At 73.4% G+C, this 25,844-nt stretch carries 21 protein-coding genes; 14 read left to right on the forward strand and 7 right to left on the reverse strand.

The window, feature by feature from the left end; translation table 11 throughout:
* Positions 1-17 precede the first annotated feature (17 nt).
* The 10 genes from ACIP8Z_RS22800 (at position 18) to ACIP8Z_RS22845 (ending at position 11,876) form a co-directional block, all read left to right on the forward strand.
* Positions 18-1,472 (forward strand): MFS transporter, encoded by a 1,455-nt coding sequence (locus tag ACIP8Z_RS22800; protein ID WP_402086094.1) that lies wholly within the window; start codon positions 18-20, stop codon positions 1,470-1,472.
* A gap of 61 nt (positions 1,473-1,533) precedes the next feature.
* Positions 1,534-1,947, forward strand: a complete 414-nt coding sequence (locus ACIP8Z_RS22805; RefSeq protein WP_402086096.1) for a DUF3151 domain-containing protein — start codon at positions 1,534-1,536, stop codon at positions 1,945-1,947.
* 105 nt (positions 1,948-2,052) lie between these two features.
* Positions 2,053-2,973, forward strand: coding sequence for a DUF3152 domain-containing protein (locus ACIP8Z_RS22810; protein WP_402086099.1), 921 nt, complete (start codon positions 2,053-2,055; stop codon positions 2,971-2,973).
* Positions 2,974-3,097: 124 nt separating this feature from the next.
* Positions 3,098-3,955, forward strand: coding sequence for a tryptophan 2,3-dioxygenase (locus ACIP8Z_RS22815; protein ID WP_402086102.1), 858 nt, complete (start codon positions 3,098-3,100; stop codon positions 3,953-3,955).
* 10 nt (positions 3,956-3,965) lie between these two features.
* Positions 3,966-5,165 carry a kynureninase gene (gene kynU / locus ACIP8Z_RS22820; RefSeq protein ID WP_402086105.1) on the forward strand — a complete coding sequence of 400 codons (1,200 nt, stop codon included), beginning with the start codon at positions 3,966-3,968 and terminating at the stop codon, positions 5,163-5,165.
* 136 nt (positions 5,166-5,301) lie between these two features.
* Positions 5,302-6,171 (forward strand): alpha/beta hydrolase, encoded by an 870-nt coding sequence (locus ACIP8Z_RS22825; protein ID WP_402086108.1) that lies wholly within the window; start codon positions 5,302-5,304, stop codon positions 6,169-6,171.
* A gap of 143 nt (positions 6,172-6,314) precedes the next feature.
* Positions 6,315-8,531 (forward strand): FG-GAP repeat domain-containing protein, encoded by a 2,217-nt coding sequence (locus tag ACIP8Z_RS22830; protein ID WP_402086110.1) that lies wholly within the window; start codon positions 6,315-6,317, stop codon positions 8,529-8,531.
* 131 nt (positions 8,532-8,662) lie between these two features.
* Complete coding sequence (locus ACIP8Z_RS22835) at positions 8,663-9,988, forward strand: sensor histidine kinase (protein WP_402086112.1); 1,326 nt, start codon at positions 8,663-8,665, stop codon at positions 9,986-9,988.
* A complete protein-coding gene (locus ACIP8Z_RS22840) occupies positions 9,985-10,647 on the forward strand; it encodes a response regulator (RefSeq protein ID WP_402086114.1) in 663 nt (220 codons plus the stop codon). The genes ACIP8Z_RS22835 and ACIP8Z_RS22840 overlap by 4 nt, the downstream gene beginning before the upstream one ends.
* 32 nt (positions 10,648-10,679) lie before the next feature.
* Positions 10,680-11,876 carry a cytochrome P450 gene (locus tag ACIP8Z_RS22845; protein WP_402086117.1) on the forward strand — a complete coding sequence of 399 codons (1,197 nt, stop codon included), beginning with the start codon at positions 10,680-10,682 and terminating at the stop codon, positions 11,874-11,876.
* Between the two features lie 102 nt (positions 11,877-11,978).
* Here ACIP8Z_RS22845 and ACIP8Z_RS22850 read toward each other — a convergent pair whose 3' ends face one another.
* Both ACIP8Z_RS22850 and ACIP8Z_RS22855 read right to left on the reverse strand, forming a co-directional pair.
* Positions 11,979-13,619, reverse strand: coding sequence for an ABC transporter permease (locus ACIP8Z_RS22850; RefSeq protein ID WP_402086119.1), 1,641 nt, complete (start codon positions 13,617-13,619; stop codon positions 11,979-11,981).
* Positions 13,616-14,545 (reverse strand): ATP-binding cassette domain-containing protein, encoded by a 930-nt coding sequence (locus ACIP8Z_RS22855; RefSeq protein WP_402086121.1) that lies wholly within the window; start codon positions 14,543-14,545, stop codon positions 13,616-13,618. Before ACIP8Z_RS22855 ends, ACIP8Z_RS22850 begins: the two co-directional genes overlap by 4 nt.
* Positions 14,546-14,629: 84 nt before the next feature.
* On the opposite strand from ACIP8Z_RS22855, the gene ACIP8Z_RS22860 reads away from it, so the two are divergent.
* Positions 14,630-15,145 (forward strand): GbsR/MarR family transcriptional regulator, encoded by a 516-nt coding sequence (locus tag ACIP8Z_RS22860; RefSeq protein WP_402086123.1) that lies wholly within the window; start codon positions 14,630-14,632, stop codon positions 15,143-15,145.
* Here ACIP8Z_RS22860 and ACIP8Z_RS22865 read toward each other — a convergent pair.
* Positions 15,109-16,596: a hypothetical protein gene (locus tag ACIP8Z_RS22865; RefSeq protein ID WP_402086126.1), complete on the reverse strand. Its 1,488-nt coding sequence runs from the start codon at positions 16,594-16,596 to the stop codon at positions 15,109-15,111. The genes ACIP8Z_RS22860 and ACIP8Z_RS22865 overlap by 37 nt on opposite strands.
* Before the next feature lie 155 nt (positions 16,597-16,751).
* The gene (locus tag ACIP8Z_RS22870) at positions 16,752-17,549 is read right to left on the reverse strand and encodes a diacylglycerol kinase (RefSeq protein WP_402086129.1); all 798 of its coding nucleotides are present in this window, start codon (positions 17,547-17,549) and stop codon (positions 16,752-16,754) included.
* Positions 17,550-17,691: 142 nt separating this feature from the next.
* On the opposite strand from ACIP8Z_RS22870, the gene ACIP8Z_RS22875 reads away from it, so the two are divergent.
* Positions 17,692-18,975, forward strand: coding sequence for an adenylosuccinate synthase (locus ACIP8Z_RS22875; RefSeq protein WP_055600217.1), 1,284 nt, complete (start codon positions 17,692-17,694; stop codon positions 18,973-18,975).
* A gap of 188 nt (positions 18,976-19,163) precedes the next feature.
* On the opposite strand, the gene ACIP8Z_RS22880 is transcribed toward ACIP8Z_RS22875, so the two are convergent.
* Positions 19,164-19,994 carry an oxidoreductase gene (locus ACIP8Z_RS22880; RefSeq protein ID WP_402086132.1) on the reverse strand — a complete coding sequence of 277 codons (831 nt, stop codon included), beginning with the start codon at positions 19,992-19,994 and terminating at the stop codon, positions 19,164-19,166.
* 100 nt (positions 19,995-20,094) lie between these two features.
* Here ACIP8Z_RS22880 and ACIP8Z_RS22885 point away from each other — a divergent pair, with 100 nt between their 5' ends.
* A complete protein-coding gene (locus ACIP8Z_RS22885) occupies positions 20,095-21,048 on the forward strand; it encodes a LysR family transcriptional regulator (RefSeq protein ID WP_402086135.1) in 954 nt (317 codons plus the stop codon).
* Here ACIP8Z_RS22885 and ACIP8Z_RS22890 read toward each other — a convergent pair.
* A complete protein-coding gene (locus ACIP8Z_RS22890) occupies positions 21,045-22,976 on the reverse strand; it encodes a serine/threonine-protein kinase (RefSeq protein ID WP_402086137.1) in 1,932 nt (643 codons plus the stop codon). The two genes, ACIP8Z_RS22885 and ACIP8Z_RS22890, sit on opposite strands and share 4 nt — an antisense overlap.
* 119 nt (positions 22,977-23,095) lie before the next feature.
* Positions 23,096-24,658 carry a substrate-binding domain-containing protein gene (locus ACIP8Z_RS22895; RefSeq protein ID WP_402086140.1) on the reverse strand — a complete coding sequence of 521 codons (1,563 nt, stop codon included), beginning with the start codon at positions 24,656-24,658 and terminating at the stop codon, positions 23,096-23,098.
* A 158-nt stretch (positions 24,659-24,816) separates the two neighbouring features.
* On the opposite strand from ACIP8Z_RS22895, the gene ACIP8Z_RS22900 reads away from it, so the two are divergent.
* Complete coding sequence (locus ACIP8Z_RS22900; RefSeq protein WP_402086142.1) at positions 24,817-25,758, forward strand: NADP-dependent oxidoreductase; 942 nt, start codon at positions 24,817-24,819, stop codon at positions 25,756-25,758.
* Positions 25,759-25,844: the final 86 nt, after the last annotated feature.

Genomic DNA, 25,844 nt, shown 5'->3' on the forward strand with positions numbered 1-25,844 from the left:
CGAGGACCATGGCTGGCATGGGCGAGCGCGACGTGCGGATGGCCTCCGGGGCCGGGCGATGGATCGTGTTCACGACCGTCCTCGGCTCCGGCATGGCGCTGCTCGACTCCACCGTCGTCAATGTGGCGCTGCCGCACATCGGCGAGGACCTGGGCGCCGACCTGGCCGTGCTCCAGTGGACGGTCAACGCCTACATGCTCACCCTGGCCGGGCTGATCCTGCTCGGCGGCTCGCTCGGCGACCGGTTCGGGCGGCGCCGGGTCTTCGTGATCGGCGTGGTGTGGTTCGCGCTCGCCTCGCTCCTGTGCGGTCTCGCCCCGAACGCCGGCGTGCTCATCGCCGCCCGCGCCCTCCAGGGCGTGGGCGGGGCGCTGCTCACCCCCGGGTCCCTGGCGCTGATCCAGGCGAGTTTCCACGAGGACGACCGGGCCAGGGCGGTCGGGCTGTGGTCCGGCTTCGGCGGGGTGGGGGCGGCGATGGGGCCGTTCGTGGGCGGCTGGCTGGTGGACGGGCCGGGCTGGCGGTGGGTGTTCCTGCTGAACGTGCCGCTCGCCGCCCTCTGCGTCCCCGTCGCGCTGAGACACGTCCCCGAGTCACGGGACGAGACCGCGCACGGCCGCTTCGACGTGCTCGGCGCGGTCCTGGGCGCGGCGGCGCTCGCGCTCGTGACGTACGCGCTGATCGGCGAGGCCTGGTGGGCCGGGGCGGCCGGGGTCGCCGTCGGTGCCTGGTTCGTGGTGGTGGAACGGCGGCGCGGCGAACGCGCGATGGTGCCGCCGTCGATCTTCGCGTCCCGGATGTTCACCGCGGTCAACCTGGTCACGCTGTGTGTGTACGCCGCGTTCGGCGGCTTCTTCTTCCTGGCCGCCCTCCAGCTCCAGGTGGTGGCCGGCTACTCGGCGCTCGGCGCCGGTACGGCCCTGCTGCCCACGACCGTCCTGATGCTGCTGTTCTCGGCGAAGTCCGGCGAGCTGGGGGAGCGGATCGGGCCCCGGATCCCGCTCACGGTGGGGCCGCTGCTGTGCGCCGGGGGCATGCTCCTGATGCTGCGGGTCGGTGAGGACGCCTCGTACGTACGGGACGTGCTGCCGGCCCTGCTGGTGCTCGGGCTCGGGATGACGGCCCTGGTCGCGCCGCTGACCGCGACCGTGCTCGCCTCGGTGGACGTGTCCCGGGCGGGCCTGGCCAGCGGCATCAACAACGCGGCGGCGCGGGCGGCGGGGCTGCTCGCGGTGGCGGCGCTGCCGATGCTCGCCGGCATGGGCCCGGAGGCGTACCTCTCGGCGGAGGAGTTCGGGTCGACGTTCCGGCGGGCGATGCCGATGTGCGCGGGGATCCTGGTGGTGGGCGCGGGCATCGCCTGGACGACGATGCGGACCCCGGTGCGGGCGGACTGCCACCCGGAGTGCAGGGTGCACTGCGGGGTGACGTCCCCGCCCCTCGACCCGGGACAGCGGGACGCCGCGGCCTGAGGGGCCCGGTGCCTGCCCGCCGCGGGGTCTCCGGCGGGTGGGACTGAGGCAGACTGGCCCCATGGCCATGCATGAGAACCTCCTGGGGGGACCGGCCCCCACCCATCTGCCCGACGACCCGGGTCCGCGCGAGCTGCTCGCGAACGGTACGGCGCCGGCGGAAGTCGCCGCGAAGTACCCGACCTCCTCGCTCGCCTGGGCCCAGCTCGCGGACGACGCGTACGAGCGCGGCTCGGTCGTCGAGTCGTACGCCTACGCCCGTACCGGCTACCACCGCGGCCTCGACGCGCTGCGCCGCAACGGCTGGAAGGGCTACGGCCCGGTGCCGTGGGAGCACGAGCCGAACCGCGGCTTCCTGCGCGCCCTGCACTCGCTCGCCCGCGCGGCCGGCGAGATCGGCGAGAAGGACGAGTTCGAGCGCTGCACGACCTTCCTGCGGGACTCCTCGGAGACCGCGGCGGAGACGCTCGGCTGACGTTCCCCGTACCTGCCGGACGCCCTTTCTCCCGTGTGGGGAAAGGGCGTTCGACATACCCGGGTACGATCCCGGGGACCGCAGGACCCGAGGGGGGAGTCTGTCGTGGGCAAGCGTGGTGCGACCGCAGGACGGCGGCGAACAGGCAGGAGGCGCAGGTCCGGGCGACGGCTCGTCCTGCCGACGCTGGCCCTGACGACGGTGGCGCTCGGCGCGGGCGTCGCCCTCGCCCACTTCGAGGGCCCGCCCGCCGAGGTCACGGCGGCCCCGGCCATCACCCCCGCGCCGACGGCGACCACCGGGAGCCCGGCCCCCAGGAAGACCCCTCCCGCTCCCCGGCCCACGACGGCGAAACCGAAACCGCCGCCGAAACCGAGGCCGACCCCGTCCCCGAAACCGAAGCCGACAGCGAAGCCGACGCCGAAACCGACGTCGGTCCCGGTGAAGCCGCCCACCGTGCCGAAGTCCGGCGCCGGGACCTTCACCATCGCGCAGGCCTCCGGCGCGCCGGTCGGCGACAGCGGGGAACTGCGCCGCTACCAGGTCCAGGTCGAGGAGGGCATCGCGCTGTCGGCGCGCGACACGGCCGCCGAGATCCAGCGGATCCTGGCGCATCCGCGCGGCTGGGCCGCGCACGGCCGGGGCCGCTTCCAGCTGGTCGCGGAGGGCGCCGACTTCGTCATCCGGATCGCCACCCCGGACACGGCCGACGCGCTCTGCCTGCAGCAGGGCCTGGACACCCGCGGCGAGCTGAACTGCGAGACCACCGACGGGGTCGTGGTGAACCTCAGGCGGTGGATGCTGGGCTCGCCGACCTTCGCGGGGGAGGCCGCCGAGTACCGACACCTGATCATCAACCACGAGGTCGGGCACGAGATCGGCATCCGGCAGCACATGGGCTGCCCGGGTCCGGGCAAGCCCGCGCCCGCGATGATGCAGCAGATCAAGGGCCTCGACGGATGTCGGTCGAACGCATTTCCGTATGACGAAGACGGGAGCTACATCACCGGGCCGATCGTGTCATGATGCGCTTGGGACGGCGCGCGACGAAGCCCGCCTCCCGAGGGGACCGGGGCTCCCGTGACGCACGGACGACCGTGCGCACGGTGGAGCAGACCGCTACCCGGTAGTTCGTATCGAGGAGACAGAAATGTCACTCTCCCCGGGTAATCCCGATTCCGGAGCCGGTTCGGTCACCAACGACCCGAACCTCGACTTCGCCGGCACGACGCCGTACGAGGACTACGTCCAGGCGGACGTCCTGACCCACCTCCAGCACCTCCGCTCGGACGACCCCGGCGAGATGGTCTTCCTGGTCACCACCCAGGTCATGGAGCTGTGGTTCACGGTGATCGTCCACGAGTGGGAGACCGCGAGCCGCGCCCTGCGCGAGGACCGCGTCCCCGTCGCGATGGACGCGCTCAAGCGCTCCGTGCGCGAGCTGGAGGCCCTCAACCACTCCTGGCGGCCGCTCGCCCAGCTCACCCCCGCCCAGTTCAACGCCTACCGCGCCGCGCTCGGCGAGGGCTCCGGCTTCCAGTCCGCGATGTACCGGCGGATGGAGTTCCTGCTCGGCGAGAAGTCCGCGTCCATGCTCGTCCCGCACCGGGGCGCGCCCCGCGTCCACGCCGAGCTGGAGAAGGCGCTCCACGAGCCGAGCCTGTACGACGAGGTCCTCGGGCTGCTCGCCCGCCGCGGCCTGCCCGTACCGGCCGCCGTCCTCGGCCGCGACCTCGCGCAGCGGTACGAGCCCTCCGCCGAGGTCGAGGCGGTCTGGGCCGGGATCTACGCGGACGCCGACCAGAACGGCGAGCTCGTGCGGCTCGGCGAGGCGCTCAGCGACGTCGCCGAACTGGTCTGGCGATGGCGCAACGACCACCTGGTGGCGACCCGCCGCGCGATGGGCTCGAAGACCGGCACCGGCGGATCGGCGGGCGTGGCCTGGCTGGAGAAGCGGGCGCAGAAGAACGTCTTCCCGGAGCTCTGGACGGCGCGCAGCCATGTCTGACACTGATGCCATGGCAGACCTCCAGAAGCAGGCCCACGCACTCGACGCCGCGGACGGACTCGGCAAGCACCGCGAGAGGTTCGCGCTCGACGAGGGGACCGTCTACCTCGACGGCAACTCACTCGGCGCGCTGCCCGCCCACGTCCCCGCCCGGATGGCGGACGTCATCACCCGCGAGTGGGGCGAGCTCCGCATCCGTTCCTGGGACGAGTCCGGCTGGTGGACCGCGCCCGAGCGGATCGGCGACCGGATCGCCCCGATCGTCGGCGCCGCCCCGGGACAGGTCGTGGTCGGCGACTCGACCAGCGTGAACGTCTTCAAGGCGGTCGTCGCGGCGGCCCGGCTCAGCGCCGACGACCGCGACGAGATCCTCGTCGACGCGACCACCTTTCCCACGGACGGGTACATCGCGGAGTCCGCGGCGCGGATGACGGGTCACCGGATCGTGCCCGTCGACCCGGCCGGCATGGCCGCGGCGGCCGGCCCGCGGACGGCCGCCGCGCTCGTCAACCACGTCGACTACCGCAGCGGCCGCCGCCACGACCTGCCCGGCATCACGGCCGCGCTGCACGCGGCGGGCGCGCTCGCCGTCTGGGACCTGTGCCACAGCGCGGGCGCCCTGCCGGTCGGCCTGGACGCGCACGGGGTCGACCTGGCCGTCGGCTGCACGTACAAGTACCTGAACGGCGGGCCCGGTTCACCGGCCTACCTGTACGTCGCCGAGCGCCACCAGGCCGCCTTCGACTCGCCGCTGCCCGGCTGGAACTCGCACAGCGACCCGTTCGCGATGACCCCCGGGTACGAGGCGGCCGCGGGCGCCGTACGGGGCCGGGTCGGGACGCCCGACATCCTCTCGATGCTGGCCCTCGAAGCGGCGCTGGACGTCTGGGACGGCGTCGCGATCGAGGACGTACGGGCCAAGTCCCTGGCGCTCACGGACTTCTTCCTGGAGTGCGTGCGCGCGTACGTGCCGGAGGGCCGCGTCACCTCCGTGACGCCGGAGGCGCACGACGAGCGCGGCAGCCAGACCGCGCTCGCCTGCGAGAACGCGCCCGCCGTCATGGCCGAGCTGATCAAGCGCGGTGTCGTCGGTGATCTGCGCCGCCCCGACATCCTGCGGTTCGGCTTCACCCCGCTGTACGTCGGCTTCGCGGACGCGGAGCGGGCGGCGCGGGTGCTCGCGGAGGTCCTGGCGGACCTGCCGGCCTGAGGTCTCGGCCGGGTTCCGCGCGGCCGCGCGCGGTCTCGAACGGTCCGATGATCGTCTGATCTGCGGGGGCTCCACGCCTGGTACCGTCCCCGCAGGTCAGGCCAATTCGGCCCCGTATCCGAGAGGTTGGAACAGCATGCCGGACCCCGCCGCGCGCGATGCCGCCGAAGAGGCGTCGGCCTTCTCGCACCCGGCCGTCCCCCCGGACGTCACCGCCGCGTACGGCGACCACCCGGACCAGGTGATCGACTTCTACGCCCCGCGCGACGGACGGACCCGGGCGCCGCTCGTCGTCGCCCTGCACGGCGGGGCGTGGCGGGCGCCGTACGACCGGCAGCACCTGACCCCGTTCGTGGACTTCCTGGCCCGGCGCGGCTTCGCCGTGGCGAACGTCGAGTACCGGCGCGGCAGCGACATCCCCCGGCAGGGTGGTGCCACCCCGGTCGCCGGGCGCTGGCCCGAGACCTTCGACGACGTGGCGGCCGCGCTCGACGCCCTGCCCGAACTCGCCGCCGTCCACCTGCCGCAGGCCGACACGGGCCGGATCGTGCTCACCGGCCACTCGGCGGGCGGTCAGCTCGCCCTCTGGGCCGCCGCCCGCCACGTCCTGCCCGTCGGCTCCCCGTGGCGGCTGCCCGCCCCGCCCGAGCTGCGCGGGGTCGTCGCCCTCGCTCCCATCGCCCACTTCGGGAGGTCGGTCGAACTGGGGGTGTGCGGGGGCGCGGTCACCGAACTGCTCGGCGGGCCCTCCTCGTACGAGGAGCGGGCGGCGCACACCGATCCCTCGGTGCTGCTGCCGACGGGGATCGCGACCACCGTCGTGCAGGGCCGCGAGGACTCCGACGTCCCGTACGCCGTGGCCGAGGCGTACGCGGAGGCGGCGGCGAAGGCCGGCGAGGAGATCGGCCTGACGCTCCTGCAGGGCATCGGCCACTTCCCGCCGATCGACCCGGCGGCGGACGCGTGCGCGGTGGTGGCGGAGGAGATCGCCCAGCTGGCCTGGTGAGCGCGGAATCCTGGAATTCGCGTGCCCCCGGGCCACCAGGTGAGCGCGGAATTCCGGAATCCGCGTACAACTATTCGACCGGGTCGCGGGTCTGATCATGCGCGGCACTCCCGTGTCCGAGTCTTCTTCGTGGGGGTTTCACCTTGCAGCTCCGCACCACCGGCACCCGTCTCGCCACGGCTGTCACCGTCGTCCTCGCCGTCACCGCGCTCGGCGCCGGCACGCTGGCCACCGCTCCCGGCGCCTTCGCGGCCACCCCGGCCGCCGTCGCGGCCCCGGCCGATCAGGCCGACACCGCCCTTCCGGTCTACCCGGAGGGCACCAGCTTCGGAGGCGTGGGCGCCTCCGGCTTCCTCACGTACTCCTTCGCGGAGGACAGCAGCCGGAAGCTGCTGTGGACGCCGTACGACGGCGGCGCCCGGACCTCGCTCGGCACGCCCAAGGGCTGGGCCACCGGAGCCGGTGACGTGGTCGTCCTCGGCGACGCCGGCTGGTCCGCCGACATGCGGGCGATCACCCTGCGGAACATGGCCACCCCCTCCGCCCCGGGCGTCGACATCGACCTCGGTGCGCTCCAGGGCAACTACGTTGCCGTGCTGAGCCCGACGAGCGTGCTCGCGCAGGTGACGAACGCGGTCGGCCAGGCGGAACTGCACGTCGTGACCAAGGACGGCGCCACGACGACCAGCCGCAAGATCTCGGGCCTGCCCGCGAACGCCACCGACTACTCCGGCTCGGAGGTCAGGGACGGCTCCGTGCTCGTCGCGTACGAGACGGGGCCGGCGGACGAGCGGACCGGCGGCCGGGCCCTGGTCGACGTGGCGGCCGGGACGGTGACCGCGACGTACGCCGCCCCCGAGTCCGGGTTCGGCTTCGGCGGCCTGAACGTCTCCGCCTCCCACGTGACCTGGTTCGGCTACGAGGCCGGAACCGGCGACTACATCACGTCCGTCGACCGCACGACGGGCACGGAGAAGAAGACCGTCCTCGGTCCCCACACCGCCGAGTGGTACCACACCCTCGTGGGCGACTGGCTGGTCTACGGCAACCCCACGACGCCCGTCCGGGCCGTCTCCCTGACCGACGGCGAGACCCTCCAGCTCCTGGACTCCGGCACCGGAGCGTCGGCCGCGGCCGACGGCACCGCGATCGTGCGGGGCGCGCGCGCCGCCGACGGCAAGGGCCTGTTCCGGATCGAGATCGCGGGGGACGGCACCCCGAAGGTCACCAAGGCGGCCGACGAGGCCCCGCTGGCCGACCTGAAGATCGAGCAGGTCCACGTCCCCGACCGGGTGAACCTCGACCTGACCGGCGGCCAGGTCACGCTGGGGTGGACCCTGTCGCAGCGCGACGCCTACATCGACGTCACGCTGACGCACATGGCCACGGAGCAGACGTACCGCACGCGGGTGTACGCCCCCGCCGAGGGCAACCGCTTCTCCTTCACCTGGGACGCCCTCATCGACGCGGCCGACGCGCCGAACGGCGCGTACGCCGTCGAGGCCGAGGCGAAGCTGCTCGACGGCACCGGCGACCCCGTCTACCAGGGCTGGCGGATGACCGTCGTCCGGGCGACCAACCCGCACGACTACACCGGCAACGGCTCCACCGACGTCCTCGCCCGGGACGCCGCCGGCGCGCTGTGGCGCGACGACCTGCGGGACCGGCCGGTGAACGGCACGGTCGTGACCGCCGGCCGCACCAAGATCGGCACGGGCTGGGGCGCGTACAAGCAGATCGAGGCCGTCGGCGACCTCGCGGGCACCGAGGTCGGCGACCTGGTCGCCCTCGACGGCGCCGGAGTGCTCTGGCACTACCTCGGCAAGTCCGACGGCACCTTCGAGACCCGCGTCAAGGTCGGCACCGGCTGGGGCGCCTACAACAAGCTGACCGGCGGCTCGGACCTCGACGGCGACGGCCGCTCCGACCTCCTCGCCACGGACACCACCGGCGTGCTCTGGTTCTACAAGGGCACGGGCGACGCCGCCAAGCCCTTCGCGACCCGTGCCCGCGTCGGCGGCGGCTGGGGCGCCTACAACCACCTCACCGCCGTCGGCAACATCGCCGGCACGGGCGCGGGCGACCTCGTCGCCCGCGACGCCTCCGGCGTCCTCTGGCTCTACCAGGGCAACGGCAGCGGCAACTTCGCCGCCCGTGTGCAGATCGGCGGCGGCTGGGGCTCCTTCAGCCAGCTCGTCGGCGCCGGCGACGTCGACAGCGACGGCCGCCCCGACCTGATCGCGTACGGGACGGGCGGCACGTACGTCTACCGCTCCACGGGCTCCGCCACCGCCCCCTTCAGCCGTACGACGACGAACCTGTACGCGGGCGAGGGCACCAAGTTCAACCACGTCGCGTGAGGAGCGGCCGGCTGGACCCGGCCCCCCTCCTCTGAGCCGGGGGACGGACGGGAACAGGGGCCCTAGTCCTCAAGGGGGACCCGGAAGGATCCGCATCGAGCGGGACGACCGGGTTCCCCGCCGCCCGTACCGTGGTGCGGGTGACCCAGACACAGACCCCCGAGACGAGCCGCGCCCCCGAGTTCCACCTGGTCCAGGTCGTCCTCGGCGGGCTGCGGCAGGACCTCTTCCACGACGCGGTGGCCTACCGGCCGCTCCAGCCGGTCGAGGTGAACCCCAAGGTGGCCCGCTTCCTGCCGAAGTGGATACGACCGCACCTCGGACTGTTCCCGCACACGGTCGTCGCGTTCCTCGCCCTGATCTCCTTCGCCCTGGGGTACGAGGAGTTCGACACCACCTTCGCCCCGCTGACGCTGATGGTCGTCTGCACCGCGCCCGCGATCGTGCTGCTCACCCTGGTGCGGCCGGTCCTCGCCTTCTGGGCCTCGCTCGCCTCCGCGCCCGTCATCGGCTACCTCACCGGCTACGATTCCGGCGGCTGGCCCTGGTCGCACATCGCCTTCTTCACCCACCTCGTGGTCCTCGGCGTGGTCGCCGCCCGCTCCCGGCCCCGCACCTCGGTGTGGATGTGGCTCGTGACGGCCGGGTTCTCCCTCTTCACGGAGATGTTCCTCGGGGTGGGGCGCAGCTCCGACACCGTCCCGCTGCTCTTCGTCGCCGCCCTGGTCCTGCTCGCCGTCACCGTCCTCCAGGTCCGCCGCCAGGCCGACCGCGAGGTCACCGCCCAGCAGACCGTCACCGCCCAGGAGCGCTCCAGGCGGACCCTCCTGGAGGAGCGCACCACCATCGCCCGTGAGCTCCACGACGTCGTCGCCCATCACATGTCGGTCGTCGCCATCCAGGCCGAGGCCGCCCCGTACCGGGTCGAGAACCCGCCGCCGGAGCTGGAGCAGGCCTTCCTCACCATCCGCGAGAACGCCGTCGCCGCGCTCACCGAACTGCGCCGCATCCTCGGCGTCGTCCGCGCCGAGGACTACGAGGCCCCCGACGCCCCGCAGCCGACCCTCGCCGACCTCGACGCGCTCGTCCGCAACGTCCAGGAGGCCGGCCTCGTCGTCGAGAAGACCGTGACCGGCGCCGTGCGCGAGCTGCCGCAGGGCGTGGAGCTCTCCGCGTACCGCATCGTCCAGGAGGCCCTGTCGAACGTGCTGCGGCACGCGCCGGGCGCCGCCGCGAAGGTCGAGGTCAGCTATGTGCTCGGCGGCCTGGGCCTGCGCATCGCCAACGGCCCGGCGCGCGGTCTCGTGAAGCCCTCCCCGGGCGCCGGCCACGGCATCACCGGCATGCGGGAGCGTGTGACGATGCTCGGCGGGGAGATGACGGCCGAGGCGACCGAGGACGGTGGCTACGAGGTGACGGCCTTCGTCCCCGTGAGCCGTGAGGAGAGTGACCAGTGATCCGCGTGCTGATCGTCGACGACCAGATGATGGTCCGCGAGGGCTTCTCGGTGCTGCTCGGCGCGATGCCGGACATCGAGGTCGTCGGCGAGGCCGTCAACGGCCGGGAGGCCGTCGACCAGGTCGCCGCCCTCCACCCCGACGTGGTCCTCATGGACATCCGGATGCCCGAGCTGAACGGCATCGACGCCACCCGGGAGATCGTCGCCGCCGACGCGGACGCGAAGGTGCTCGTCCTGACCACCTTCGACCTCGACGAGTACGTCTACCAGGCGCTGCGCGCCGGCGCCTCCGGCTTCCTGCTCAAGGACGCCTCCGCCCGGCAGCTCGCCGACGGGGTGCGGGTCGTCGCGGCCGGTGAGGCGCTGCTCGCGCCGACGGTCACCCGGCGGCTGATCACCGAGTTCGCGAAGGCGCCGGGGAGCTCTCCGCGCCCGCCGGCGATGGCGCAGGTCGGGGAGCTGACGGAGCGCGAGACGGAGGTCCTGGTGCTCATCGCGCAGGGCCTGTCGAACTCCGAGATCGCCGAGCACCTCGTCGTCGCCGAGTCGACGATCAAGACGCATGTGAGCCGCATCCTGGTGAAGCTGGGGCTGCGGGACCGCACGCAGGCGGCGGTGTTCGCGTACGAGGCGGGCCTGGTGCGCGTCGGCGGGTAGAGCGGGCTCCGGCGCGCGGGTAGCGTCCGGTCATGGACGCTGCCGAGGCTGTTTACGACCCCTTCTCCCCGGAGTTCGCCGCCGATCCGTACCCCGCCTACGCCGCACTGCGGGCGGCGGGCCGCGCCCACTGGCACGGCCCGACCCGCCAGTGGCTGATCCCGCACCACGAGGACGTGTCGGCGCTCCTCCGGGACCGGCGGCTCGGCCGGACGTACACCCACCGCTTCACCCACGAGGAGTTCGGACGGGAGGCTCCGCCGGCCGCGTACGAGCCCTTCCACACGCTCAACGACCACGGGCTGCTCGATCTGGAGGCGGCCGACCACGCCCGGATCCGGCGCCTGGTGTCGAAGGCGTTCACGCCGAGGACCGTCGAGAACCTGGCGCCGACGGTACGGCGGCTCGCCGCCGGCCTGGTGGGGGATCTGGTGGCGGCGGGCGGCGGCGACCTCCAGGCGGCGGTCGCGGAGCCGCTGCCCGTCGCGGTGATCGCCCAGATGCTGGGCGTTCCCGAGGACGACGAGGAGCGGGGGCGGCTGCGGCCCTGGTCGGCGGCGATCTGCGGGATGTTCGAGCTGAACCCGTCGGAGGAGACGGCCCGGCGGGCGGTCGAGGCCTCGGTCGAGTTCTCGGACTATCTGCGGGAGCTGATCGCGCGGCGGCGGAAGAGCCCGGGGGACGATCTGATCTCGGCGCTCATCGGTGTGGAGGAGCTGACCGAGCAGGAGATGATCTCGACCTGCGTCCTGCTCCTGAACGCGGGCCACGAGGCCACCGTGAACACGACGGTCAACGGCTGGTGGACCCTGCTGAAGCACGACGTTCGTCCGGATCCCGAAAAGTTGTCCACAGCTGTGGAAGAACTTCTCCGCTACGACACCCCGCTCCAGATGTTCGAGCGCTGGGTCCTCGACGACATCGAGATCGGCGGCCAGGTCATCCCGCGCGGCTCCGAGGTCGCGCTGCTCTTCGGCTCCGCCAACCGCGACCCCGCCCGCTTCGGCCCGACCGCCGACACCCTCGACCTCACCCGGGCCGACAACCCGCACATCACCTTCGGGGCGGGCATCCACTACTGCCTCGGCGCACCGCTCGCCCGCCTCGAACTGCAGTCGGTCTTCGGCGAGTTGCTCCGCCAGGCGCCGGACATGCGGCTCGTGGCGGAGCCCGTGTGGAAGCCGGGGTACGTGATCCGGGGCTTCGAGGAGCTGCTCGTGGAGGTGTGAGCACTGCACCTGGCGGTGAGCACTGCTCCGGCAAGCGGTGAGCGCTGCTCTGACGAAGCGGTGAGCACTGCTCTGACAAAGCAGCGGTGCTCGCTTCGCGCCTCAGCTGATGACGTCCCGCCGCCGCAACCCCGCCAGTCCCGCCGTCACCAGGGCCGCCGCCAGAGCCGTCAGGGCCAGGACCGGAGTCCAGTTCATCTCCGGGCCCGGGAGCTTCGGCAGGTGGCCGAAGGGGGAGAGGTTCAGCGCCGCCCGCGGCAGGTCGAGCGCCGGGCCGATCCAGCCGAGGGCCAGGCACAGGCCGGCCGCGCCCCACGCGGCGGTCGCGGCCTTCGGGGCCGCGCCCCAGAGGAGGACCGCGAGCCCGGCCAGCGTCCACACCGCCGGGAGTTGGGCGAGCGAGGCGCCCAGCACCGGGCCGGCGTCGTGGCCGTACGAGAGGGCGAGGCCGATGCCGCTGAGGGCCAGGATCAGGGCCGAGCCGCCGAAGGCGATCAGCAGGTGGCCGGCCGCCCAGCGGATCCGGCCGAGGGCGTTCGCGAGGAGCGGTTCGGCGCGGCCCGAGGTCTCCTCGCCGTGCGGCCGCAGCACCGAGCCGACCGCGAACAGGGCCGCGACCATCCCGAAGAGGGACACCATGGTGGCGAGGAAGGCGTCGGTGAGGGCGCTCTGGCCGCCCATCCGCTCGAAGATCCGCCGGGCCTGTTCGTTGTCGCCGACGATGTCGGCCGCGCCCTCGACCATCCCGCCGAAGACGAGACCGCCGAGCAGGAACCCCAGCGACCAGCCGAGGAGCGTGCCGCGCTGGAGCCGCCAGGCGAGCGCGCCCGCCGTCGCGAGCCCGCCCTCGGCGGGGCCCGGCCGGGTCGCGAGGAAGCTCGCGCCGACATCGCGACGGCCGGTCAGCGCGTACGCCGCCGCCGTCTGGACCAGCACCGCCGCGGCGATCAGGAGGAGCACCCACCAGCGTTCGCCGGCGAAGGCGCGGACGTTCTCCGCCCAGCCGATCGGCGACAGCCAGGTCAGGACGGACGAACCTCCCCCTGAGGCTCCGTCCTGGAAGGTGCCCCCGGCCGTGCCGGAGTCGCCGGCCGCCCGCAGGACGAACGCGAGGCCGACGGCGGCTCCCGTCAGGCCCTTGGCGAGCCGTGCGCTCTCCGTGAGCTGGGCGGCGAGCGCGGCCGTGGTCGCGAAGACCATGCCGGTGCCGCCGATCGCCAGGCCGAGGGCGAGCGCCCCGGCCGCGCCCTGCCCGGCGAGTCCCGCGGTGACGATGAGGGCGACGGCGGTGTTGACGACGAGCGCGGCGAGGAGGGCGGCGGTGAGCGGGGCCCGGCGGCCGACCGCGCCGGCGGAGAGCATCTCCTGACGGCCCGTCTCCTCCTCCTCGCGGGTGTGCCGGACGACCACGATCAGGCTCGCGACGGCGGCGAGGACGGCGGCGAAGGTGCCGAACCGCCAGGCGACGAGCCCGCCGAGGGAGTCGTCGAAGACCGGCCCGTAGAGCGCGCGCATCGAGCTGTTGGCGGTCATGGAGGCGGCGGCCTCGGCGCGTTCGGCGGCCGTGGCGTAGAGGCTTTCGAGCGAGCCGGCGCCGCTGGCGACCAGGCCGCCGGTGACGAGCGCCCAGAGCGGGATCGTCAGCCGGTCGCGGCGCAGGGCGAGCCGGGTGAGGGCGCCGGTGCCGGCGAGGGTGCCGGTTCCGGTGCGGGTGCGGGTGCCGGCGAGGGTGACCGTGCTCATGACGCCGTCACCCCGTTCGCGAGGTGCTCGTGCCCGTGCCCGTCCTCGTCCTCGTAGTGCCGGAGGAACAGCTCCTCCAGGGTGGGCGGGGTGCTGGTCAGGCTCCGTACGCCCGAGGCGGTCAGGGAGCGCAGGACGGCGTCGAGCTTGTCGGTGTCGACCTGGAGCCTCACCCGCAGGCCCTGGACGTCCAGGCCGTGGACGCCGGGGAGGTGGGCGAGGCCGTCGGGCGCGGCGGCGAGTTCGGCGGTGACGCTGGTACGGGTCAGGTGCCGCAGCTCGGTCAGTGAACCGGACTCCACGGTCCGGCCCTTGCGGACGATGCTGACCCGGTCGCAGAGGGTCTCGACCTCGCTGAGGATGTGACTGGAGAGGAGCACGGTCCGGCCGCGGTCGCGGGCCTCCCGGACGCAGCTCTGGAAGACCTCCTCCATCAGCGGGTCGAGGCCGCTGGTCGGCTCGTCGAGGACGTACAGGTCGACGTCGGAGGCGAAGGCCGCGACGAGGGCGACCTTCTGCCGGTTGCCCTTGGAGTAGGTGCGGCCCTTCTTGGTGGGGTCGAGCTCGAAGCGCTCGATCAGCTCGGCGCGCTTCGCCTTGTCCAGGCCGCCCCGGAGCCTCCCGTACAGGTCGATGACCTCTCCGCCGGAGAGGTTGCGCCAGAGGGTCACGTCGCCGGGGACGTACGCGATCCGGCGGTGCAGTGCGACGGCGTCCTGCCAGGGGTCCCTGCCGAGCAGCGCGACGCCGCCGGAGTCGGCGCGGAGGAGGCCGAGGAGGACCCGGATGGTGGTGGACTTGCCGGCGCCGTTGGGGCCGAGGAAGCCGTGGACCTCGCCGGTCTCGACGGCGAGGTCGAGGCCGTCGAGCGCGTGGGTCCGCCCGAAGGACTTGTGCAGTCCGGCGATGCTGATTGCCTTCGTCATGTTTCAGAACGTACGCTTATTTCACAAAGTTGTGAAGTTAAGGAAGCGTATAAAATCGGGGCGGCGGAGCGAGCGAGGGAGACGATGACCGGCATGACGACCACCGAGGTGAGCGGCGAGGGCAACGAGGAGGGCGTGTCCCGCTTCGTGGAGCGCTTCGCCGCCGAACTGACGGAAGCCGGCATGCAGCGCATGGCCGCCCGCGTCTTCGCGGCGCTCCTCGCCTCGGAGGGCGCCTCGATGACCTCGGCCGAGCTGGCCGAGCAGCTGCGGATCAGCCCGGCGGCGGTCTCCGGCGCGATCCGCTACCTCAGCCAGGTCGGCATGGTCAGCCGCGAGCGCGACCCCGGCACCCGGCGTGAGCGGTACGTCCTCCACAACGAGCTCTGGTACGAGACCTTCACCCGGCGCGACCAGATCCTCGTCCGCTGGGAGAAGATCCTCCGCGAGGGCTCCGAACTGCTCGGCCCGACGACGGCGGCGGGCGCGCGGACGGCCGAGACGGCCGAGTTCTTCGCGTTCCTCCAGCGGGAGATGCTGGGGATCATGGACCGCTGGGCGGCCTACAAGGAGGCTCGGGGAGCCGAGTCCCCCTCCTGACGGGCCGGAGCGTCCACGTCCGGAGCGTCCACGTCCGGAGTGTCCGCGGGCGGGGCATCCATGGGCGGGGCGTCCGCGGGCGGGGCGTCCGCGGGCGGGGCGTCCATGGGCGGGGCGAGCCGGGCGAGGAGCGCGGCGCCCTCCGCCCCGCCGGCCGGCTGGTACGGCCCCGCCGGCCACAGCGCGCGCCCCTCGAACCGCGGGACGACGAACGGCAGGCCACCGGCGGAGAAGTCGTGCCAGCCGCGCAGCTCGACGGTCCCGGTGGGCTCCGCCGGCAACCCGAGCCACGGGTGCTTGCCGGTGCCCGGCGCCAGCAGCGGGAGAAGGCCCTCGGGCAGGTCGTGCGGGCCGCCGTGGGAGGGGAAGACGACCAGGACGGGAACCCCGTCCTGCGGGTCGTGGAGCAGGACGTACCGCCGCGGGACCGGTACGGGGGAGTGCGCGGCCCTGGCCATCAGCCGGACCGCGGGAATCCCGGCGGTCAGCAGGCGGTGGCAGGAGTGGGCGAGTGCCGCGAGCCCCACGATCGCCACGAGGAACAGCTTCATCAGGCCGCTGCCCTCCGGCCGGACGACCGCGGCGACCGCCGCCGCCGCGCAGACGGCCAGCGACACCAGCACCCGGCTGAACCCGGCGGCCCGCCGCAGGCTCCGCACGCGCCACCACGCCACCTCGCGGACGTCCGCCTCCGGACGCCGGTTCCTCCGGATCCGGGGCGGGGTCTGGGTCCGCGCCACGGCCTGCCGCCCGGCGTGAGCCGCGAGCCGCGCGTACGTCGGGGCGCCGGACATGTCGGGCTCGGGCCGCTCGGGCAGGGGCACGCGAGGGGTCTGAACGGTGGTCGGGACCGGATCCGGGACCTTCGGCACCGTGGCCCGCACCTGCGGCTGGACCGGGGTCGCCCGCTTGAGGAGCCCCGTCCCCGCGGCCTGCTCCACGATCCGCCGTCGCGCCCGCCGGTGCTTCACCGGCCTGGTCCAGATCAGCGCTCCGCCGCCGGGCGGCGCGAGCACCCCGCCCCTGGACGGGTCCCCGCACCACCACATCACTCCGTCGGGGCCCGGCCGCAGCGGCTCGTACCGCTGCCGCATCGCGACCACCTCGAGCGGCCACAGCGCGTCCCCCGCCGGGGAGCGCAGCACGACGGCCTCGGTGCTCCGCATGCTCCGCACGGCCACCGCGGCATGCGCCGACCAGGGCCCGGAGCCGAGCACGCGCCTCATCCGACGGGCCAGGGCCCAGGACCCGGCACCGGCGCCGGCCACGAGGACGCCCAGGGCGACGAGCGCGCCGATCAGGTCGTCCGCCCAGGGCTCCCCGGGCGCCACGAGGGCGACCCCCGCGGCGGGGACGAACAGGACGCACCCGCCCGTCATCACCCCGCTCGCTCTTCGCCCGTACCGGTCCAGAGCCCTCGCCGTCTCCGGCAGTTCCAACGCCCGTGTCATTCCGCATCCCCCGTCGCGCGTGCCGTGCACCCCACGCGTGACGTTAGACGGCCGCCGCACCCCGGCACCAGTCCGTTCGGCACCGGCCCGGCTCCGCTAATCGATCAGCCGACGGGCAGGTCGGTCCGTGGGCGGAGGGAGCCGCGGGACAGGCGTCAGACCCTCGGCAGCGTCAGACCCCACGCGTCCCCCAGGACCGTCCACGTCCGGCGGCGGACCGGCCCCGAGACGCGGCCGTCCGCGCGGTACCGGAAGTCCGGGCCCGAGACGGTGAGGACGCGGGCGGTCGTGTGCCGGGGCGGGGCGGCCGAGGGATGGACGACCACCTCGGCCGTACCGCCGGCCGAGCGGACCGTGAGGCTCTCCAGCGGGGTGTCGACATCGTTGAGCAGCACCCCGTCCGCCTCCACCCGCAGCCGGTGGGCGCGGACCGCGAGGGCCGTAGGGGCCGGGCGGACCAGGGTGCGGACGAGGGAGCGGCAGGTGCCCCAGACGGTCGGGGACACCGCGGCGAGGGCGGGTGAGGCAGGGACCAGGAGGTCGCCGAGGACGACGCCGTCGCTGTCGTCGACCAGCAGGTCGAGGCGGCGTACGGCCCCGTCGAGGACGGCCCGGGCGGCCGCCGGGGTGGAGCGCGGCACGCCGAGGGTGTGGGCGAGTTCCAGGGCGTCGGGGGCGCCGATCGGGACGAGGGAGAGGGCGCCCGCGGCGAGCTCCCGCTCCCGGTGGAGGAGGGCCACCGTCCGCAGCAGCGCGCGGTCGTCGCCGAGCACCACGGGGCGGCGGGAGCCACGCCTGGCCAGGGCGCGGATGAATTCCTCCGGGCTGTCCGGCAGGCAGATCTTCGCCTCCGCGCCCGCGGACAGCACATCTTTCGCGATCCGTACGGACTCGCCGTCACTTCGGCGGGCGACCGGGTCGACGATGACCAGCAGCTGGTCGTGATCCGACACCTCGGTCCTTCCTCGGGTAGCATCTTTGTGCAAGAGCCCCTTGCGCTATTGCGCCAGGGGCTTCGTCTATTCCGGGGCACACCGGTGAGGCGGCCTCGGCCCCTGACCTTGGACATGCCCCACCCGGAAGGGGTGTACGCCTGTGCCCGCACTTGTGCTGCTCGGTGCTCAGTGGGGTGACGAGGGCAAGGGAAAGGCCACCGATCTCCTCGGTGGATCCGTTGACTATGTAGTGCGCTACCAGGGCGGCAACAACGCCGGCCACACGGTCGTCGTCGGCGACCAGAAGTACGCGCTGCATCTTCTCCCTTCCGGAATCCTCTCGCCGGGGTGTACCCCGGTGATCGGAAACGGTGTCGTCGTCGACCCGGCGGTCCTGCTCTCCGAGCTGAGTGGACTGAACGAGCGCGGCGTCGACACGTCGAAGCTCCTGATCAGCGGCAACGCCCACCTGATCACCCCGTACAACGTCACCCTCGACAAGGTGACGGAACGGTTCCTCGGCAAGCGCAAGATCGGCACCACGGGCCGTGGCATCGGTCCGACCTACGCCGACAAGATCAACCGCGTCGGCATCCGGGTCCAGGACCTGTACGACGAGTCGATCCTCACCCAGAAGGTCGAGGCGGCGCTGGAGGGCAAGAACCAGCTGCTCGCCAAGCTCTACAACCGTCGGGCCATCGACGCGGAGCAGATCGTCGAGGAGATGCTCCAGTACGCGGAGCAGATCAAGCCGTTCGTCGCGGACACCACGCTGATCCTGAACAACGCGCTCGACGAGGACAAGGTCGTCCTCTTCGAGGGCGGCCAGGGCACGCTGCTCGACGTCGACCACGGCACGTACCCCTTCGTCACCTCCTCGAACCCGACCGCGGGCGGCGCCTGCACCGGCGCCGGCGTGGGCCCGACGAAGATCAGCCGGGTCATCGGCATCCTCAAGGCGTACACGACCCGTGTCGGCGCCGGCCCGTTCCCGACGGAGCTCTTCGACGCGGACGGCGAGGCGCTGCGCCGCATCGGCGGCGAGCGCGGTGTCACCACCGGCCGTGACCGCCGCTGCGGCTGGTTCGACGCGGTCATCGCGCGCTACGCGACCCGGGTCAACGGCCTGACGGACTTCTTCCTCACCAAGCTCGACGTGCTGACGGGCTGGGAGCAGATCCCGGTCTGCGTCGCGTACGAGATCGACGGCAAGCGCGTCGAGGAGCTGCCGTACTCGCAGACCGACTTCCACCACGCGAAGCCGATCTACGAGATGCTGCCGGGCTGGTCCGAGGACATCACCAAGGCGAAGACCTTCGCGGACCTGCCGAAGAACGCGCAGGCGTACGTGAAGGCGCTGGAGGAGATGTCGGGCGCGCCGATCTCGGCGATCGGCGTGGGCCCCGGCCGCACGGAAACGATCGAGATCAACTCGTTCCTGTAGCGAGACGAGTGGTGCCCACCCGTCCCTCCCCCAAGGACTTCGTCCAGGGGGGACCCCAGGGCGGGACGGTGGGCACGACGGACGGCGCCCCCTGCCGGGCTCGGGCTTCCGAGCCCGGACCCGCAGGGGGCGCCGTCGTGGGCCGTGCCCACCCGTTCCGCCCCGCGGAACGCCTGCCACAACGCCCGTCAGCCGTCCAGCTTCGTGTCGCGGCCGACCTTCTCCCACGTCGTCACATCCGCCCGCACCTGGTCCAAGTGCCCCAGGATCGTGTCGATCGAGTCGTCCCCCAGGGCCAGCCGCAGCGGCGTCTCGTCCGCGTTCAGCGCGGCCAGCACCGCCGCCGCCGCCTTCGCCGGGTCGCCCTCCTGCAGGCCGCCGCCCGTCCGCACGAACGCGCGGGTCGCGCCCACCGTGTCCGTGTAGTCCGCGATGCCGTCGCCGCTCAGGCTGTGGTTGCCGAAGAGGCTCGTGCGGAAGGCGCCCGGTTCCACGATCAGGACGTCGATGCCCAGCGGCCGCACCTCCGCCGCGAGCGCCTCCGACATGCCCTCCAGGGCGAACTTCGTCGCGCTGTACGCGCCGAAGCCGGCCATCGACATCTGCCCGCCGACGCTGCTGAGCTGCACGATCGCGCCCGAGCGGCGGGCCCGCATGTGGGGCAGGACCGCGCGGGTCAGCGCCGCGGGGCCGAAGACGTGGACGTCGAACAGGGAGCGCAGCTCGGCGTCGGAGGTCTCCTCGACCGAACCGACGTGCGTGCGGCCCGCGTTGTTGACGAGGACGTCGATGCGGCCGTGGCGCTCGGCGACCTCCGCGACGACCGTGTCGACCGCCGCCGTGTCGGTGACGTCGAGCGCGACCGGGTCGACCTGGTCGGGGTGGGCCGCGACCAGATCGTCCAGGGTCTCGGTGCGGCGGGCCGCGGCGACCACGATGTCGCCGGCCGCGATCGCCGCCTCGGCGAAGGCGCGTCCGAAACCGCTGTTGGCGCCCGTGATCAGCCAGACCTTGCTCATGGGGATCTCTCTTCCGGTTCTCGTCCCTGCTTCTCTGACTCAACCAGCCTGTGTCACAAGGCCGTTGCCGGTCCAAGAGCTGTTGTGATAACCCATGGTTATGACCATGGATGTGCACGGACGTGACCTGAGGTACTTCGTCACCGTCGCCGAGGAGCTGCACTTCACCCGCGCCGCCGAGCGGCTGTACGTCTCCCAGCCCGCGCTCAGCAAGCAGATCAGGGCCCTGGAGCGGCAGCTCGGCGCGCCCCTCTTCGACCGCGACCGGCACGGCGTCCGCCTCACCCCCGTCGGAACGGCCCTGCTGCCGCACGCCCGTGCCGTGCTCGCCGCCTGGGCGGAGGCGGGCGGGGCCGTGCGGCGGGCCCGCGCCGCCGAGCGGTCCACGCTGGTCGTCGGCATGTCCACCAGCCCCGGGCGCGGCGGACTGCTGCCCGCGATCCGCTCCCGCTTCACCGAGGCCCATCCGGAGGCCGTGCTCAAGCTGCGCCAGGTGGGATGGGAGGACCCGACGGCCGGACTCGCCGACGGCGCCAGCGACGTGGCGTTCGTCTGGCTTCCGCTGCCCGCGGCGGAACGCTTCCGCTGGGTCGTCGTGGCCGCCGAGCCCCGGCTCGTCGCCCTCCCTGAGACCCATCCGCTGGCCGCCCGCGATCGCCTCGACTTCGCGGACCTCCTGGACGAACCGTTCCTCGCCCTGCCGGCCACCGGCCCCGAACTGCGCGACCACTGGCTGGCGCTGGACGCCCGGGGCGGCCGCCCGCCGGTCGTCGGCGCGGAGATCGCCAGCGCCGACGAGACGTACGAGGCCCTGGTCGGCGGCCTCGGCATCTGCCTGGTCGCGGCAGGCAACGCCCCGCTCCTCGCCCGCGACGGCGTCGTCACCCGCCCCGTCGACGGCGTCGGCCCCAGCCACTTCGTCCTCGCCCACCGCGCGGACGACACCCGCCCCCTGGTCCGGGCGTACGCCGAGGCGGCGGCGGGGCGGTCGGGCAGGCCGGGGCGGGCGAGCCGGACGGCGCCGTCGGACCAGGCAGGGCGGCCGGGCTCCTAGGAGCGGTAGTACTCGTTCGGTTCGCCGTCGAGCATCGGGTAGACGAGGAGCCGGTCCTTGCCGTTCAGCTTGTCGACGAGGAGGTAGCGGGAGAGGCCCTCCTGGCACTCGCGGTCCCAGGCGTTGGTGTCCCGGGTGGCGGGGCCGATGATCAGCAGGTTGCCGACGCCCGCGAGGACGGCCGTGGTGCCGCAGGACCAGTCCTCGTCCATGAGCACGCCGTCGACGGTGCGCGGATAGCCGTCGAGGACGCTGACCACGGGGGCGCCGACCGGGCCCTGGGTGATCGTCACCTGCGAGGTGTAGCGGTCGTCGTTCTCGCCGTAGATCTCCGGGGCGGGGATGCGCGTCCAGCGGCCGAGGAAGCGGGCGGGGACGACCTCGGTGCCGGTGGGGGCCTTGCGGAAGGTGGCCTTGGCCGTGCCCGAGGTCCACTCCAGGACGTCGGGGGAGCGCAGGGTGAGGGTCTGGTGCGCGGCGGGGACGCAGCGCTGGGCGGGCACGCTGGTCGTCACGTCGGACTCGCCGAAGACGACCTTGTCCTCGTCGGCGGAGACGAGCCGGGAGCGGCCCATGCACAGGCGGTTCTCGGCGACCTGGACGTAGACGGCGTTCTTGGAACCCGCCGCTCCCTGGCTGATCTCGAACCGGGCGGTCTCCCGCGGGTGGTCCTGGGAGCCCTGGACGACGCCCTCCCAGGCGCCGAGGAACGCGGCGGGGACGATGCCGGCGGGGCGGGCCGCGACGTTGCCCGTGGCGCTCGGGGCCCGGTTCTTCTGGTCGTCCATGCCGGTGTCCGGGTCGGGCCAGAAGGTGTACGTGAGGGTGGCCGCGGCCGTCACCGCGAGGGCCGCGAGCCCGGCGACCAGGCCCGTCCGGCGCGGGCGCCCGGCCTGCGGCTGGGGCGCCGTGGCGGCGGTGGACGGGAGGGGAGTGGGCGGGGTCGGGTCACCATCGGCACGGACGACGCCACGAGCGCCGGCGCCGGTACCGCCACCGTGACCGGCCGCCCCGCTCCCCGTTCCCGTCGCGCTCTCCGTCTCCGCCTCCAGGAGCCGCGCCGCGTGCCGGCCGAGCCGGGCCAGGACGTCCGCCGGCAGCCAGGGGTCGGGGATCGGCAGCGTCTCCGCGATCTCGGCGGCCGAGGGCCGCGCGGCCGGGTCCTTGGCGAGGCAGGCCCGGATCACCCCCGACAGCTCGGGCGCCAGATCCGTCAGGTCGGGCTCGTCGTGGGCGATCCGGAACATGGTCGCGTGCACGCCGCTGTCCGCCGTCCCGAAGGGGGAACGGCCGGTCGCCGCGTACGCCAGGACCGAGCCGAGGCAGAAGATGTCCGACGCGGGGGTGAGCCGGTCGCCCCGCACCTGCTCGGGCGACATGAAGCCGGGGGAGCCGACGACCGCGCCGGTGGTGGTCAGATCGCCGCCGTCGGCGACGGTGTCGACGGCCCGCGCGATGCCGAAGTCGATGATCCGCGGCCCGTCGACGGTCAGCAGGACGTTGGACGGCTTGAGGTCGCGGTGCACGAGCCCGGCCGCGTGGATGTGCACGAGGGCGCGGGCGAGGCCGGAGGCCAGCGCCTTCACCGTCGCGGGCGGCAGCGGGCCGAACTCGTCGCCGACCACGTTCCGCAGCGACGGCCCCGGTACGTAGCCGATCGCCACCCACGGCGCGTCGGCCGAGGTGTCCGAGCCGAGGACGGGCGCGGTGCCCGTGCCGCCGACCCGCTCCAGGGAGGCGACCTCGCGGGCGAACCGGCGCCGGAACTCCTCCTGGGCGGCCAGCTCCGCGTGCACGATCTTCACGGCGACCGTCCGCCCGCCGGCCGAACGCGCGAGGAACACCCGGCCCATGCCCCCGACCCCGAGGCGGCCGAGCAGACGGAACGGGCCGATGCTGACCGGGTCTTCCGCGTTCAATGGCTCCACGTCGTCAGAGCATGCCAGACCGGGGGTCGGCAGTCCCTACCGATCGCGTGCCGGACCAGGGGGCGTCCGCCCCCGTTCCCCGCCCGTCGGACCGCAGGGCGGCGGCGCCGGACGCGCGGTCAGTCCTCGCCACAGATCCTCAGTCCCTTCGGGGTCGAGCAGGGCAGGTGCCCGTGCGCGCGGATGATGTCCTGGCCGCTGCCCCAGCGCAGATAGGTGAGGAAACTGGCGGCCAGCGAGTCCGCCTCCGGCTCGCGCCAGGTGTAGGCGTACTCGATCTCCCGGTACGGGTAGCTCGACTCGCCCAGCTCGTCCAGGACCGGTCTGCGGCCGTCGACGGCCACCCGGTGCAGGCCCTTCAGGCCGGTGCCCCCACGCACCTCGGTGTAGCCGATCGCGCCGGGCAGCTTGGCCACCGTGGACAGGACCTGCTCCGTGGAGTCGAGTTCGCAGCGGATGACCTTCGACTCGGGGTCGTTGCTGGTCCGGCAGTCCAGGGAGGAGTTGGCGGGCTCGTTGCGCCCGAGGACCCGGCGCTGGAACACCTCCCTGGTACCGGAGTTGGCGTCCCGGCTGACCAGCAGGACCGGCAGGTCCATGCCGGGCACCAGCTCGCCCCAGTTCCTGATCTCGCCCCGGTAGATGCGGCGGATCTGGTCCAGGGTCAGGTCGTCCACGGGCACGTCGTCGTTGAGGACGAGGGTGTAGAGGGAGACGGCGACCATGCTCTCCCGCAGCTCGGGGAAGCCGCCCGGCTTGCGCCCGTCGGACAGGGCGACGACCGCGGGGGAGCCCTTGGCCGTCTTCGCGCCCTCGTCGGCCAGCCGCCGTATCCCGGACGTCGACCCGTGCGCCTCCACGCTCACGGTCGCGCCCTCGCAGTCCTTCTCGTACTTCTTCGCGAGGTCCCGTACGACGGGGGCGAAGGCCGTCGACCCGGTGACGGTGAGACTGCCCTTGGCGCAGCCGATCGGCGGCGGGGTCCGCTCCCGGACGATGATCACGGCGAGGGCGATCATGCAGAGCGTGAGGGTGATGGTGACGGTCCGCGCGACCCGGCTGAAGAGGGGCGCCTTGTCGTCGGGGGTCGTGCTGTGGTTGACGTGGACGACGCCGTCGTCGAGGGTGCCCTCGACGGCGACGGGGGCGCCCGTCGGCCCGCCGGTGAGCAGGACGAGCAGCTTGTAGTGGGCGCCCCGGTTGAGCGGCACCTTGGGCAGCCGGATGGAGCCGACCCCCATGGTCGGCTGCCAGGCGGAGTCGAAGTGGGTCAGCAGCCCGGGGTGGTCGGGGGCGGTCACGACGATCGCCTTCATCTGGCGGCCGGGGCCGGTGCCGTCCGGGCCGGCGAACCGCACGGTGAGCCCGGTGCTGCCCCCGTCGGTGTAGTCGTCGCTGCCGATGGCCAGGCCGCCGTCGTTCTCGATCCGGAGCAGGACGATGGTGGCGTCGGTCAGATCCTGGGTCGTGTCGAAGTACCCGCGCCGCACGGTCGCGCCGGGGCCGGTCACGGCGGTGCTGGCCGCGGCCCCGGCGCCGATGGACGTGTCGAGCTGGACGCGGTAGCCGATCCGGCGGCGGCGCGGAACCCACCACTGGACCCAGATGGCGGCGATCGAGACGAGGACACCGACCAGCGCGGTGACCACGGCGATGATGTTCTCAGCGGTAAGCCAGTCCACCCGCGCGACGGTACGGACGCCTGTGCGGTTACGGCGGGTACGTCGCTTCCCGCCGCCTGGAGTTCGTCCTTCCGTCAACCGGGCCATCAGAGGTTGCCCGAGGCTGTGGAGCGTGGGTGTAATGGCGACGAGGGGGCCTTCAGTCTGAGGAGTACCCCATGCGTGTCGTCGAAGTGACCGCCTACGGCGGACCCGAGGTCCTCAGAATGGCCCGCCGGCCCGAGCCGGTGGCCGGGGACGCACCCGGCAGGGTGCGCGTACGGCTCAAGGCCGCCGGTGTGAACCAGGCCGACGTGCGGATCCGGGCCGGTCTCTACGCCGACGCGGTCGGCGAGCTCAAGCCCCCCTTCGTCCTGGGAACGGACTTCGCGGGAAAGCTGCTCGATCCCGTGCCCGGGATGCCCGAGGGGACTCGTGTGGCCGGTTTCGTCAACTGGTACGAGCAGCTGACCGGCGAGGGCACGTACGCCGAGGTCATCTGGGTCGAGCCGGAGTGGCTGGCCGTGATCCCGGAGGACGTGACGTTCACCGTGGCCGCGTCCGTCCCGCTGGCCTCGGCCACGGCCCAGCAGGGCCTCGACCGGCTCGCGCTCCCGGCGGGTTCGACGCTGCTCGTGTCCGGTGCGAGTGCCGTGGTGGGCCGCTTCGCGGTCCAGTACGCCCACGCGGCCGGACTGCGGGTCGTGGCCATCGCCCACGAGGGCGACGAGAGCGAACTGAAGATCCTCGGCGCGGACGAGGCCGTCCCGCGCGGTACGCACGAGGAGGTGGCCGCCCGGGTGAGGGAGGTCGCCCCGGAGGGGGTGGACGGGATCTTCGACGGTGCGCTCTTCGGCGGGAACGTCCTCCCGCTCCTGAAGGACGGCGGTGCGTTCGCCGCGATCGCTCCCGACCGGGTACCGGTCGCCGAGCGGAACATCCGCGTCGAGGTCGTCCGGGCCCGCCCGGACGCCGCCCGGCTGACGGAGGCGCTGCAGAAGGTGGCGGACCGCGAGCTGATCACCCGGGTGGCCGACGTCATGCCCCTGGAGGAGGTCGCCGAGGCCCACCGCCGCGCGGAGGCGGGCCACCGGCCGGGCCGGATCGTGCTCATGATCTGAGGGGAGCGCCGACACGGAGGGAAGCCCCCGTCCGCTCGCCAACTCCCCCCACCCCGGTCATCGTTCGGGCGTTGTCAGCCCCCTGT

It is taken from the genome of Streptomyces sp. NPDC088553, assembly GCF_044752965.1.
Classification (GTDB): Bacteria; Actinomycetota; Actinomycetes; order Streptomycetales; family Streptomycetaceae; genus Streptomyces.